Below are 13,742 nucleotides of genomic sequence, written 5' to 3' on the forward strand. Positions count from 1 at the left end.
TGAGCTTTCCATCTTTGTTCATTATAGTGCATGTGCAAACAGGTTGCTATTTAATCCCGCTTCTCTACGCTCAATCCGTCAACATTCAGCATAATTTGCTCATAATGTGCCGAGCGTATGCTAAACATCGCAAACTTCTCATGCGTGCAGCACGTAAACCAGTGGAAGTCGTTTTTCGTAAACGTCAAGTCTTCTGGTAGCTTCGGCGCGACCCAGTCGTATAAGCTGCTTGCGTAGTGCTGTAGCAAGGCGCATGTGTCGTCGTTTGCCTCGATGATGTAGGCAGTTGCGGCTTTTCCTGTAATCGTCGTCGTTTCCCATTTTTGTGTTTTATATGTATGCAGGACGTGCGGGGCAAATTGTGCAAGCACCGCTTCGTCGTATTGGAACTCCGCGCGCGTAATGAAGTAAAAGCTGTCGGAATGATCGCACAGCGCTTGTATTAATTCGTTATATGTAGTGCCTGTTGGATTTTCGGTAACGTCGTAGTAATTCACTTTGTATGTCCTCACTTTCATTTACTAAGTGCAGTATTTGAATAGAGCTTTTGTTGAAGTGGCTATGAGTGTAGCGGCGAGACTCCTTGGGGAAAAGCTCGTGCCTCAAGACCCCGTAAGCCGCGACGTAGGAGCGGTGCGGAGGCTTGAGCCGAGCCCCAGGAACGCGAGCCGCTATAAGCAAATAGCCTACATCCATACAACACTTGTTCAACATACGTTGTCACATATGCTCAAAAAGAGTCGCATAAACGATTAAAGACGTTACTCGGTATTCCTTCGCTTGAGTAACGTCTTTAGTCAAATGTGTCTAGGTCATCGTATAATTCAATTTGTTGTTCCAACGATTAAGTTGCCTCCTTAAGTATGTGCTTGTTATTTTCAAGAACAGAAAGCATCTGAAGTAATACTTTTTCTTCCACCTTCCCTGGCATATCTACTTCACGTGCAATGATCTTGTTTAATTCTAAAATTGTGCTTACGTCGAGTCTATGTTTCTGTGCTAAATGAAACGCTCGCTCTAAGTTACCGGTCAACATCGGCATTCCTCCAATATGATTTGTTATTTTTTGTACACTGTACATCTTCATTTTACACATATTTTCGAAAAATTTCACTTGATTTTTGCTAAGTTTACGAAAAAATAACAACTTTTTTTGTAGACGTTAGACGAATGACGTATTTCGCGCTATAATTACACATATTGCACGACGAAATGGAGGATTTTATACATGGCTTTTCCACAAGATGAAGATGGTTTAGTGTTACAAGAATTACAAGATGAAGGCATTGACTTTACGGTGCTGCACGATGTCGACTTTTTTGTCGGTGCGCCGTCTGAGCAAGCCGCTAACAGCATTAAAACGGCAATCGAGGAGGCAGACTTCTCAGCAGAGGTTGCGTTTGATGAAGAAGTCGATACGTGGACAGTGTTCGTATACGTATCAACGTACTTAGATTACGACGTGTTAAAGGAAATTCAAGAAACGCTTGATGCGCTCGCAAAACCATTTGATGGCTTTTACGACGGCTGGGCTGTTTTATTGCCTGAATAATATTCTTGTTACATTTTTGATATTTACAGGTTTACAAGTTACAGTATTAGGAAATAGTATAGTACATTTCGTCATTGGGCGTCGTAGCAATTGCTGCGGCGTTCTTTTTTGTTGACCAATCAGCAATACATGTTGATAGTCGCGCTATTGGCTCGCGTTCCTGGGCTCGGCATGCGCATCCATCAGCCGCACCATTCTACAAATAAAAAAGGTTCCGTAGTATGCCTCTGTCGTTATGAGCAACAAAAAAAGTCCACTCGACCGTAACATCGAATGGACTTTTCCTTATTTTAAGTTTTTACGTAAAAAATCTTGCGTACGTCGGTGCTGTGGGTTTTCGAAAAATGACTGTGGCTCGCCGACTTCGACTACTTCTCCGTCTGCCATAAACATCACTTTGTTCGCAACTTCCTTCGCAAAGCCCATTTCATGCGTTACGACGATCATCGTCATATGCTCTTCCGCTAAATCTTTCATAACGTTTAACACTTCGCCTGTTAGCTCTGGGTCGAGCGCTGACGTCGGCTCGTCAAACAGTAAAATTTGTGGGTTGAGCATTAAGGCACGTGCAATCGCCACACGTTGCTTTTGCCCACCTGATAAATTTGCAGGGTAAACGTCCGCTTTATCCGCAAGCCCGACTTTTTGTAGCAGGTCGTTTGCACGGGCGCGAATTGCTTTTGCGTCCTCTTGCTTGAGCAATTTCGGCGCTACTTCTAAATTGTCGCGCACCGTTAAATGTGGGAATAAGTTAAAGTGCTGAAATACCATGCCCATTTTGCCGGTAATCGCTTTAATTTGTGCAGGCTTCGGGTACACGCCGTCACGAATGAGGTCTGCCCCGTCAATTTGCACTGTACCGCCGTCAATCGTTTCTAAATGTACAAGGCTACGAAGCATCGTACTTTTCCCTGAACCTGATGGACCGATCACTGCGATAACATCATTTTTTTCGACGGTGAATGAAATATTTTTTAACACTTCAAGCGCGCCGAATGATTTTTTTAAGTTTTGTACGTTGATTAATGACATGTCGACACCTCTATTCAAACTTGAAGCGGCGTTCGAGCCACTTGAAGAACATTGTTAATACGAGTGTAATAATTAAATACATAACCGCTGCAACGAGGAACGGCACGATTGTAAAGTCGCGGTTCACGACAGTTTGTGCATAGTGCAGCAACTCTGGTACAGCAACCGCATATAGCAGCGCCGTATCTTTTACGAGCGTAATCGATTCGTTTGCGAGCGACGGCAGCGCAATGCGGAACATTTGCGGTAAAATGATGCGCGTCGTCGTTTGGAACTTGTTTAAGCCGAGCACTTGTGCCGCTTCGTATTGCCCTTTATCAATCGCCAGTAAACCGCCGCGGAAAATTTCTGCAAAGTACGCCGCGTAGTTTAACGTGAAGCCTAAGCAAGCTGCTACGAAACGATCGAGCACTAAATATTCCCCTACGACTGGTAACATCGGTAAACCGAAGCAAATAATTAATAATTGTAATAAGAGCGGTGTGCCACGCATAACGTAAATGTACGTGTGCGCAAACCAGCTAAGCGGCTTAAACGTGCTTTGTACAGCGAGCGTTAATAAAAAGCCGAGTGGAATCGATAGTGCAATCGCGATTAAAAATAATAGAATGGTCGTTTGTGCCCCTTCAAGCATCGGCATGACCATCGATAAAAAGTCTTCCATAATGTTGCTCCTTTCAATAGTACGTTGATTAGCGAAAGCGACGCCGCAAATCAACCGTAACGCTTCACATGAAAAAGAGCTGTCCGTGTTTGCTGGACAACTCCTTCACATAACGCATGTTCTTTATATTAATCTAATACTTTGTTTTCGCCAAACCATTTAACCGAAATTTCTTCCGCTTTACCGTTTGCGTTTAACTCGTCAAGTGCTGCTTGTAAATCGGCAAGTAGCTTCTCGTCTTCTTTACGCACACCAACACCGTATAATTCTGGTGCTAACGCTTCGTCTAAAATTTTGAACGTGCCATTTTCTTGCGTGTTGTAGTAGTTCGCTACAACGTCATCGATGACAACCGCGTCAATGCGCTTCGTTTTTAAGTCTGTTAACGCCATGACATTATCGCCAAACTCCGCTACGCTTTTCACTTGTTTTGAAATATCGTTTGCGTTGAACGCATCAAGTGCTGAAGATAACGCTTGAATGCCGATATTTTTGTCCGTTAAGTCAACAATTGAACTAATTTCTGAATCCGCAAGCGTCATAACTACTTGTGCGTTTTCTAAATACGGCTCTGTGAACGCTACTTTTTCTTTACGCTCGTCTGTAATTGTGTAACCGTTCCAAATTAAATCGATGCGACCTGACATTAATTCAGATTCCTTCGTTTTCCAATCGATCGGCTGGAATGTGATTTCAACGCCCATTTGCTCTGCTGCTGCGCGCGCATAATCAATGTCGAAGCCTACGATTTCATTGTTTTCATCGCGGAAGCCCATTGGCGCAAATTTATCATCAATCCCGATTACTAATGATTCTTTTTCCTCTGTTGCTCCGTTGTCGTTCGTTGTGCTTTCTTCTTCACCACAAGCGGCTAAAACAGCTGTTAACGCTAACGGTAACGCTAGCATTGATAATTTTCGTTTTGACATAATTAGTTCCCTCACATTCACTTTCATATGCTAAATCATTGATGTGCTACTAGACTATCACGCATTGCATTTTACCGTCAAGCAATTGTCAGAAATTTTCTTTCCATCTTATTCATATGCTCGTTTTAACGGTCAAAACATATCCGTTTGCACGGGCAAAAAGTGGCGAGCAGACGGGCTGAATATCTTTAATTCAAAATTCATGATAACAATTGTATGCAAACAAGGTATAATAATAAACGTATATATTTTTTTCAGTAAAAAAGGGAGGCAATTTTTATGAAGAAAAAATGGCTATTGCCCACGATTATACTGTTTATAATTGTTGGTAGTTTTTTCGGATATCGTACATATAGTGAAAATGTGAAACAGCAAGCTTATGACGATTTACGTAAAGATTGGGTTGAGGCGCTGACAAAGGCACAGTTCGATCAATTACCTACGCTCGTTTCAGAGGATTCACTAAAAGAAGCAAAGTATACAGAGGAAGATTTAATCGCAAAATATACAAATATTTTCGAAGGAATTGAGCTAACGAATTTACAAATTGATTTAAAAGAAACAGAAGAAGCCGTTTTACACTATACCGCTTCATTTGATACAGCAGTTGGCAAAATTGAAAACCTTTCCTATGAAGCACCAATCGTTGAAGAAGGCGATGCGTACAAAATTGATTGGAACGCAACGCTCATTTTCCCAAACATGCACGCATCGGATAAAATTCGCTACACCGTTGCACGACCAGCGCGTGGCGAAATTATTGACCGTAACGGTGTCGCACTTGCGGAAAATGGCACGCGCCCACAAGCAGGTGTCATTCCGAACACGTTAGGTACTGGCGCTTTACGCACGACGAAAATCGCATTAATCGCAAACGCGCTTGGCATTACAAAAAGTTTCGTTGAGTCACAGCTCGCACAAAGCTGGGTAACAGATGAAAGCTTCGTCCCATTAAAAACGATGCCTACACTCGACAAGCCTGTCATTGACGGTGTCGTATACCAAGACGTGGCAAGCCGCGTTTATCCGTACGCAGACATTGCAGCACATTTAATCGGCTACGTCGGGAAAGTAACAGCTGAAGACATCGAGAAAAACAGCGCCCTTTCATCAAACGACATTATCGGTCGCACAGGGCTTGAACGTACATTTGATGACCGATTACGCGGCAAAAAAGGCGGCGAAATTTACATCGAAACAGCAAAAGGCAAAAAGCGTGAAACGATCGCGACAGTCGAAGCAGTTGACGGTGAAACGATTCAATTAACAATCGATACATTTTTACAGCGCAGTGCGTATGAATCACTTGGCACAGGCGTTGGTTCGACTGTCGTAACAGAGCCGACAACTGGCGATATTTTGGCAGCTGTAAGCAAACCATCATTCAATCCGAACTTATTCGTAACCGGCATTTCTCAATCACAATATGCGATTTATAACGACGATGTGCGTAAGCCGTTCATTTCTCGCTTCACCGCTCGCTACGCACCTGGTTCAACATTTAAGCCAATTACTGCAGCGATTGCGATTGAAGCAGGTACGTTAAATCCAACCGAGGCGTTATCGATTCCAGCAATGCGCTGGCAGCCAGATACGTCATGGGGTAGCTACTTCATTTCGCGCTTAAACTTCGCAGCGTCTGTTGATTTAACGACGTCTCTTGTGAAGTCAGATAATATTTACTATGCGATTCAAGCGTTACGTCTTGGCGAGGAGAAATTCCGCGAAGGCTTAAACAAACTCATTTTCGGTGAAGAATTAGATTTACCGGTTGCGATGACACCGGCGCAAATTTCAAATGACGATAAATTTGCAACATCGGCCCTACTAGCTGATACATCTTACGGGCAAGGGCAAATGCTGTTGTCTCCGCTTCAAATGGCGGCAACGTATAGCGTATTACCGAATGACGGTACAGTTGTGTATCCGAAGCTATTAAAAGCGACAGAGCAAAAAACGAAGCCAGCATTCCAGCCAGCAACGATCGCGACAATTGAAAGCGCCTTAACGAAAGTTGTAACATCAGCAGACGGCACAGGACACGTATTAAACGCTGTACCGAACGTTGCAGCGAAAACAGGTACAGCTGAGCTAAAAGCAACGCAGCAAGGTCGCGGTGTGGAAAACAGCTTAATCGTTGCGTACGACACGTCTGCTTCACGCTACTTAGTCGTATCGATCGTTGAAAACTACACAGGCACACCGAGCGCCGCAGAACGCATCGTGCCTTTATTAAAAAGTATGCAATAAAAAATCTCCTTGTTGAAATAAGCACTTGTATGTAAATGTATGTTCTGAAATGCAGGCGGCGACGAGTAATCGCAGGAGCAAAATCTTTTCTGCCTCGAGCACCCGAGCCGACAATCGAAGGAACAAAGGCGTTGTCGCATGGATGCGACAACGCCTTTGCAATCATCATGTTGACTACGGTGGAAAGCAACCCGATATGATGACAAAGAACGCTATTTCGTTCCTCGCTATTATGTATACGGAATTCTAAAGTTTTCAGACACGTCCTAGTCAAAAAAGAGAAAAAAGCATTCGCCCCTCCACGATAGTAGTGAGGTCGAATGCTTTTTATTTATGCTTCCTTCATCAATTCGCTATGCTTCACATCATCAATCGTATCTAACGTATGCGATAAATTTTGGAACGATTGCTCTAACATTTCGATAAACTCATTACCGTAAATGTTGCGTACAATTGCCGTCACCTCTAAAAACTCTGGGAAACGACCGTACAGCTCCTTAATTTTTAGCGAGCCTTCTAAAATTGCGTGCGGTGTATCAAAATAATGACGATTCGCCTCATCAATTAGCGCCTTCCCAGCTGGCGTAATTTCGATGTACGTGTTGCGCTTATCATCATCACGCTTAGAAAATGTTAAGTACCCGCGTTCCTCTAACTTCTTTGAAAAGTTAAATGCCGTCGAAACATGCATCGATCCATATTTGGCAACATCTGAGACAGAAGCGCCTTTCATATAATATGTAATCGTTAAAATGTGATGCTCATTAATGTTAAGATCATACGGCTTAATCCAACATTGCCAATCCTTTTCAATTACACGCCACAATGCCTTCGATAACTGGGCAACTCGTTGACTATACAGCAATTCCTCTTTATTACGATAAACGAATTCTGACACACAACCACCCTTTTCTATTTTAGTTTTCACTCGCTTCGCTATTAACTTGATATGCGAGCATTGTACTTTTAAATATTATATCAGAAAAATCCGATTTCGTAATCATTACAATGAAATATTTTTCCATATTTTTTTAAAAAGAAAATTTACGGTTAAAAAAGAGAATCCATCTTTTTTATTGGCACATGACAAAGCATATCGTAAGGAAACGGTTTCAGCAACATCACTATACTTATAGCAATATAACGAATCCTCGCTCGTATCGTATCGATTTCTTCGTGTACATGCATTTTCGTATTTTGTTAGTCGGCTCGTCACATCGGGGGAAACTTATTGACGGGCGCATGGAAGATGATCGCTCATGTCGCAGCGTTTACTACCTTCCTTACGATTCACGCGGATATCGATTACTCGTCGCAAAGTTTTTCCTGCTGCACACCTTTCGTTTCGAGCGTAGTTATCAATTTCAATCTATATAGACGGTGAATGTATTTTAGCATTTTGTTCGTCGGCTCTCCACACCGAGGCAGGCTTTCCGCGGGCGTGGCTCGAGCCTTTAGTCTCTCGCTCACGCTTTTCCCGCAGGAGTCCGCCTCTTGTTTCGAGCCTCGTTCACATTCTAAATTTCAATCACCTTGTATATATAGAGAGCGATTGAACTTTTTGTATGTAACATGAGGAAAGCATCGTTCTGACGTTCCATTTCTATACACAAAAAAAGCTGCGCTAAAAGTCGACATCGACCGTTAGCACAGCTTCTTTTATTTACCTTCTGCTTCAATGCGTGCAACATCTTCTGGAGAGACGTTGACGCGCTTTAAAAATAGCGATAACACAAGTGCAACGAGCGTTACGACAAGCGCTACGACAAATGATACTTGAATACCGTGCAGTAAGCTTTGTTGCTGCAACAAGCTTTGTGCCGCTGGATCTGCAAGCTGCGCTGGGTCCATACCCGCTACAAGCTTGGCCCCCTCTTTAGTCGCTTCGCTGTTCATAATTGTTACAAACAGTGCTGTACCAATTGCGCCTACAACTTGCTGAGCTGTATTGTTTACCGCTGTACCGTGCGGGTTTAATCGCGTCGGTAACTGGTTTAAACCGTTCGTCATAATCGGCATCATCACCATTGACATCCCGAACATACGAAGCGTATAAATGACAATAATGTACATATACGTTGATTGTAAATCTAAATTTGATAATAAATACGTTGAATACGCTGTAATTGCTAAGCCGGTAAACGCAAGCACGCGCGGACCGAACTTATCAAATAACTTCCCGGTAATTGGTGACATTAAGCCCATAACAATCGCCCCTGGAAGCATCATTAAGCCTGAATCAAGCGGCGAAATATGACGCACTGATTGCACGTACGCTGGTGTTAAAATCATGCCTGAGAACATCGCAGCGGCATTCACCATTGAAATGATTGAGCCGAGCGCGAACATCGGATATTTGTATACACGTAAATCAAGTAGCGGCTCCTCTAAACGGAACTGGCGCACGATGAACCATACTAAGCCGATTGCACCGACAATAATTGGTGCGAGCACATGTGCTACATCGTCCCAACCTTCTGAGCTTGCCATTGAAAAACCGTACAGTAAGCCACCAAAACCTGCAATCGATAAAATAACCGATAATACGTCAAGTGATGGATTGCGCGTTTCCATAAGGTTTTCTAATTTAAATACCGCAAGCACGACCGATGCGATCGCAAACGGTAAAATCATTTCAAACAATACGCGCCAATCCCAATATTCGACGATGTAGCCTGAAAGCGTTGGACCAATCGCTGGCGCTGTAATCATTACAAGTCCGAAAATCCCCATCGCCGCCCCGCGTTTTTCACGTGGGAAGCTTACTAACATGACGTTCATTAACAGCGGACCCATTACTGCTGATCCGGCCGCTTGAATCATGCGTCCGATTAATAAAAATGTAAAGCTCGGTGCGAACGCGGCAAGCGCTGTACCAAGTGTAAAGATGACCATACTCGCAATAAATAACGTACGGTTTTTAAATTTTGTAATTAAAAAAGCGGATACAGGAATTAATACACCACTTACAAGCATATACCCTGTAGCCAGCCATTGCACCGCTGAATATTCGATATCGAAATCAATCATGATGGTCGGTAACGCAACGTTTAATAATGAGTTATTTAAAAACGATACGAACGCACCAAAAAATAAAATCGCAATGACTAAATATGGCGGTTTCTTTAATGTTTCTGTTTGCATTTGCATTTTTGCTCCTTGCTGCTAAACTATTTTCATCACTCAAGCATTTTATACTACTAGTACAAAATTGTCTATTAAAAAGGACTGCTAGTTCAAATTTATTTCGGAAACTAAAAAATTATGTTACCTAACTTTTAAATAGCTCTTTCACTCTTTTAACATCTCCTAAAATATACTATAGTAAATAAACAGATTGTTTACAGAGGAGGATTTTCATGCCAGTTGTCAAAAGTATTTTTTCATTAAACGAAGAGCAGCTATCCGTTGTTGAGCGCGCCCTTTCTTTAAAAAATATAACGGCGATGATGCGTCCTAGCTTTGCACATGTGCCGCAATATATCGGTGGCTTACAAGATTTTTTCATTTATTTTTATTACGAGGAGCCACCTCTCTTTAATTCAGAAATGACGTTAATTTATATGACGCGCTATGAAATTATTCAAGCGTTTATCAAATCTCCTACTGTGAAGTCGATGAAAACGTTGACGGCGACACATTTGGAGCGCTCATTGCTCGCCGCCTTGTTATGCACAAACATTTACACGGACATTTTCCAAAACGTGACGCGACCGCAGCTAAGCAAGGAGCATCTTTCCTTCCACGAAACGTTCGCACTTGCCGATTCGCAGCACTTTTTTAATAAGCAATTTCAAACAATCGAGAGCTATCCATCACTGTTCGTTAACGTCCAAAGTAACATCATTAAATGTTTTTGGGCATACATTCGCAACGAGCCGCAACTATTCGAGCGTGATTTAGTAAAAGCGAAGCAATTTTTACAGTCGTTTACGCTAACAGAAATGCGCGTATTTACGTCTACTTCACACTAGGGGAGTGTATTCATCATGCAAACACATTATTCTAAGCTGATTGATAGTTTACATTATTTAATTGATGAGCAACGATATGACGAATTATATATACAGCTACAGTTTTCGATACCGCTACTTGTTGAGCAAGGGGAAATCAATGCGTTAAAGCGAATATTTGAACGTGCCATTCCGCTATTGTTAGAGCAACACCAGCTAATGTATACGCGCGCGCTACTACAGCTCGTTATACCACACGTGCCGAAACAAGACGCCGATCTATACAGTTTGCTTCAGCTAGCGCTCGGACATGTATATTTTTTATTGTCTGAAAAAGAGTTAGCGATTACGCATTACCGTGAATCGCTCAGCTATTTAATGTGCTGTGAGCCAGTGCATGTTGCGCGCGTCGGCATCGTACAGTCGAATTTAGCATTTTTAACAGCGAGCGACGATTCCATTGAATCACAGCTTTCTTATGGACGCATGATCACCGTGCTCAAGCATATGGATCCAAAACCGTTAGCGCATGACGACCAAATTGCTGCGTTTTCGTTTTATTTTGAAACGTGCTTGCGGGCTAAACGATTTGATGAAGCACAACGCATTTTAAACAAATGGGAGCAGCTCGATTTCAGCACGTCTACGAGACAGCAGCTGCAACTAATGACATATAAAATGATGTTTCATCACGCCAAAGCGCAATACGACGAAGCGCTTGCAGTTGGTAGCTCAGTTTTACAAACATTCGATCAAACGAAAAATATTTCAATCTTCCTGTCCATTTATACGATACTCATGGAGTGTTACACGATGCGTGGCGATGATGACAACGCCGCAGCGCTTCAGCAACGACGTAATGAGCTTGAGCTTGAGCTTCTTTTAGAGCGGCAAGCGATTACGCAGCGCTTTCCGATCAACTTCCATTCGCCGCTTCCACAAACGTCATCTCTTTCTGACATTATGAAGGAAATGGAAACATACGAGGAGCCGTACGTTGTCGTTGTGTTTGACTTATCGACAAACGAGCAGGCGGTGCAAGCCGATTATTTACAGCAGCTTCATGCGCATATAACGGAAGACGACCATTTACTGTATAGCGCCGCACTAAAAAATGATCAGTCGCTATACGTATTCCGCGGCGATGAGCACACCGTTCATCCAAAGCTACAGCTCGTTGAAAGCGCCATGCCGTTTCCGATGACGTTCGGCTACTGCTCGAGCACGTATGACGACAGCTTTACGTTCGATCAATGTATGCAAATGTGCTATGCGTATATTTATTACGCCTATTCGCAAAAAAACTCACAAGTATAACAAGGTGTGCTACGCTGAACATGTAGCACACCTTGTTCCTCTTAAAAATGCTCGGCAAAAAACGATTCAATCCATTGCTCGATGCCGTAAAGCGGGTGCGTCGAATCAACGTGACGCATAATGAAATACATGTTGCGGGTATATTTATCTGGCAGCTCCTCGTGCGGCAGCGTACCAATCGCAAGCTTCGGCATAATCGTTCGTCCGACACCGCGCATAAGCAGCTGACGCATCATTTCTGAATTGTTCACATACATAAACTGCGGCTGCAAATTATTTTCGGCGATATATAGCTCATTGAAATAACGAATGCCCGAATGCTTCTCGCGCATAAGCCATTGCGGTGATTGCTTCTGCCCAACGAGTACGAGCTCATCTTGAAATAGTACTTTTTTATACAAGCCCGTCGTATCAATCGGCTTCTCAACGAACGCGATGTCCGCCTCGTGCTGCTGCAATTGCTGCACCGCTTCTTCTGAATTCATAATCGTGAGCGTAAACTCAACGTTCGGAAAGCGCTCAATAAACTGCGGCATCATCTCCGGCAAGTAGTACATACCAAACGTGTTCGAGCACGCAATCGTACACGACATCACTTCCAAGCTTTCGTGCTCGATCGAATAAACCGTTTGCTTCCATAAATCGAGCATCGTCATCGCCTGCTCATACAAAAAGTCCGCCTGTGCTGTCGGCTGAATGCTTTTTGCACCTTTTCGAATGAATAGCGTGACGTTTAACTGCTCCTCTAATTGCTTCATTTTGAGTGAAATCGTCGGCTGTGAAATGAATAGCAGCTCGGACGCTTTCGTGAAATTGCGACATTCGTACACTTTCACAAATACTTGTAATACTTGTAGCACCGCACTCATCCTTTATTAAGTTTCTTAATAATAATTATAACAAATATATATTTATCAAATAATAGTTTTCGCGCTATGATAGTACTATAGAAATGTTAGAGGGTGAAAGCATATGCGCACATTTTTACAAAAGGTGCCGATTCCGACGAGTGGTTTAATGCTCGGCTTATTTTCACTCGCGAAATTGTATGCATCTTTACAATGGCACGTCGTAAGCAGCATCTTTTTCCTTTGTGGCTTTTTGCTGTTTAGCTTGCTCGTTTGTAAAATTACCTTCGCATTTTCATCGGTGCTGCACGATTTAAAAAATCCAATCGTCGCATCAGTTGCCCCAACGTTTACGATGGGTGTTATGGTGATGGCAAGCATATTGCTCCCACATACACCAGTTGCAATCGGGGTTTGGCTCATCGCCATTGCATTACAAGCCGTGTTAATTGGCTGTTTCATTTACCGCTTCATTATAAAACAAATCGTCGCGCTACAAGACGTATACCCGAGCTGGTTCATTTTATTCGTCGGGCTTGGCATCGTACCGGTTACAGCAGCCGATGTATTCCCGCAGCTCGCAAACGTCCTGTTTTCATTCGCGCTCGTTCACTACGTCGTGCTGCTCCCAATCGTTTGTGTACGCATTGTAAAGCACGATCTCGCTGAAGCAACGAAGCCTTTATTAACGATTTTAGCGGCGCCTGGTTCACTGTGCTTAACTGGTTATGTACAACTGTTCGAACAGCCAAATGCGTTTTTATTGTACGCATTGCTCATCGCATCACAGCTTCTATACGTCTTTGTATGCTTCCGTTTACCGAAGCTGCTCACATTGCCGTTTTATCCGAGCTATGCAGCGTTTACGTTCCCACTTGTCATTTCAGCTACTGCACTATTTACAACCGCTTCTATTTTAACTAGCTCGTTCTTACACGGACTTGCGATGATGGAACTGTCGATCGCAACGGCCATCGTTGTGTACGTCCTCATTCGCTACATCCGTTATTTCGTGACGATGCGACAAACGCAAGTACGAAAATATGATGTAAGAGCGGTATAATACGAGAAACGTAAGTACTGTCCCAACACAATGACGAGATCCATATGATGTGACAACACAAGTATGGTGAAACGCTGCATGATGCGACAACGCAAGTGTAGCGTTCGCTTTTTACAACTGTATGATGCGAAAAA

The 13,742-nt window shown here is 43.0% G+C and carries 13 protein-coding genes; 5 read left to right on the top strand and 8 right to left on the bottom strand.

The window, feature by feature from the left end; all coding sequences use genetic code 11:
* Window positions 1–50: 50 nt before the first annotated feature.
* Together A6K76_RS09165 and A6K76_RS09170 are read right to left on the bottom strand one after the other, a co-directional pair.
* The gene (locus A6K76_RS09165) at window positions 51–497 is read right to left on the bottom strand and encodes a hypothetical protein (protein ID WP_066464311.1); all 447 of its coding nucleotides are present in this window, start codon (window positions 495–497) and stop codon (window positions 51–53) included.
* A 347-nt stretch (window positions 498–844) separates the two neighbouring features.
* Window positions 845–1,036: an ABC transporter permease gene (locus A6K76_RS09170; RefSeq protein ID WP_066464313.1), complete on the bottom strand. Its 192-nt coding sequence runs from the start codon at window positions 1,034–1,036 to the stop codon at window positions 845–847.
* A gap of 192 nt (window positions 1,037–1,228) precedes the next feature.
* Between A6K76_RS09170 and A6K76_RS09175 the strand changes: the two genes are divergently transcribed.
* Window positions 1,229–1,552, top strand: coding sequence for a ribonuclease E inhibitor RraB (locus A6K76_RS09175; RefSeq protein ID WP_066464315.1), 324 nt, complete (start codon window positions 1,229–1,231; stop codon window positions 1,550–1,552).
* Between the two features lie 285 nt (window positions 1,553–1,837).
* Here A6K76_RS09175 and A6K76_RS09180 read toward each other — a convergent pair whose 3' ends face one another.
* From A6K76_RS09180 to A6K76_RS09190, 3 genes are all read right to left on the bottom strand, one after another.
* A complete protein-coding gene (locus A6K76_RS09180) occupies window positions 1,838–2,584 on the bottom strand; it encodes an amino acid ABC transporter ATP-binding protein (RefSeq protein WP_066464317.1) in 747 nt (248 codons plus the stop codon).
* A 10-nt stretch (window positions 2,585–2,594) separates the two neighbouring features.
* On the bottom strand, window positions 2,595–3,248 hold the full coding sequence (locus A6K76_RS09185) for an amino acid ABC transporter permease (RefSeq protein WP_066464318.1): 654 nt from the start codon (window positions 3,246–3,248) through the stop codon (window positions 2,595–2,597).
* A 128-nt stretch (window positions 3,249–3,376) separates the two neighbouring features.
* Entirely contained in the window at window positions 3,377–4,177 is an 801-nt protein-coding gene (locus tag A6K76_RS09190) for an amino acid ABC transporter substrate-binding protein (RefSeq protein ID WP_066464319.1), read from the bottom strand.
* Between the two features lie 279 nt (window positions 4,178–4,456).
* Between A6K76_RS09190 and pbp4 the strand changes: the two genes are divergently transcribed.
* Window positions 4,457–6,427: a penicillin-binding protein PBP4(5) gene (pbp4, locus tag A6K76_RS09195; RefSeq protein WP_066464321.1), complete on the top strand. Its 1,971-nt coding sequence runs from the start codon at window positions 4,457–4,459 to the stop codon at window positions 6,425–6,427.
* Between the two features lie 331 nt (window positions 6,428–6,758).
* Here pbp4 and A6K76_RS09200 read toward each other — a convergent pair whose 3' ends face one another.
* Together A6K76_RS09200 and A6K76_RS09205 are read right to left on the bottom strand one after the other, a co-directional pair.
* Entirely contained in the window at window positions 6,759–7,325 is a 567-nt protein-coding gene (locus A6K76_RS09200) for an HTH-type transcriptional regulator Hpr (RefSeq protein WP_066464322.1), read from the bottom strand.
* Window positions 7,326–8,086: 761 nt separating this feature from the next.
* The gene (locus tag A6K76_RS09205) at window positions 8,087–9,571 is read right to left on the bottom strand and encodes a DHA2 family efflux MFS transporter permease subunit (RefSeq protein ID WP_083995371.1); all 1,485 of its coding nucleotides are present in this window, start codon (window positions 9,569–9,571) and stop codon (window positions 8,087–8,089) included.
* Between the two features lie 215 nt (window positions 9,572–9,786).
* Here A6K76_RS09205 and A6K76_RS09210 point away from each other — a divergent pair, with 215 nt between their 5' ends.
* Together A6K76_RS09210 and A6K76_RS09215 are read left to right on the top strand one after the other, a co-directional pair.
* Window positions 9,787–10,401, top strand: coding sequence for a hypothetical protein (locus tag A6K76_RS09210; protein WP_066464327.1), 615 nt, complete (start codon window positions 9,787–9,789; stop codon window positions 10,399–10,401).
* A gap of 15 nt (window positions 10,402–10,416) precedes the next feature.
* A complete protein-coding gene (locus A6K76_RS09215) occupies window positions 10,417–11,697 on the top strand; it encodes a hypothetical protein (RefSeq protein WP_066464329.1) in 1,281 nt (426 codons plus the stop codon).
* Window positions 11,698–11,738: 41 nt separating this feature from the next.
* Here the strand turns inward: A6K76_RS09215 and A6K76_RS09220 are convergent, their stop codons facing one another.
* Complete coding sequence (locus A6K76_RS09220) at window positions 11,739–12,557, bottom strand: LysR family transcriptional regulator (protein WP_066464331.1); 819 nt, start codon at window positions 12,555–12,557, stop codon at window positions 11,739–11,741.
* Window positions 12,558–12,669: 112 nt separating this feature from the next.
* Here A6K76_RS09220 and A6K76_RS09225 point away from each other — a divergent pair, with 112 nt between their 5' ends.
* Window positions 12,670–13,608: a TDT family transporter gene (locus A6K76_RS09225; RefSeq protein ID WP_066464333.1), complete on the top strand. Its 939-nt coding sequence runs from the start codon at window positions 12,670–12,672 to the stop codon at window positions 13,606–13,608.
* Window positions 13,609–13,742: the final 134 nt, after the last annotated feature.

The organism is Caryophanon latum, from assembly GCF_001700325.1.
In the GTDB taxonomy this organism is placed as follows: domain Bacteria; phylum Bacillota; class Bacilli; order Bacillales_A; family Planococcaceae; genus Caryophanon; species Caryophanon latum.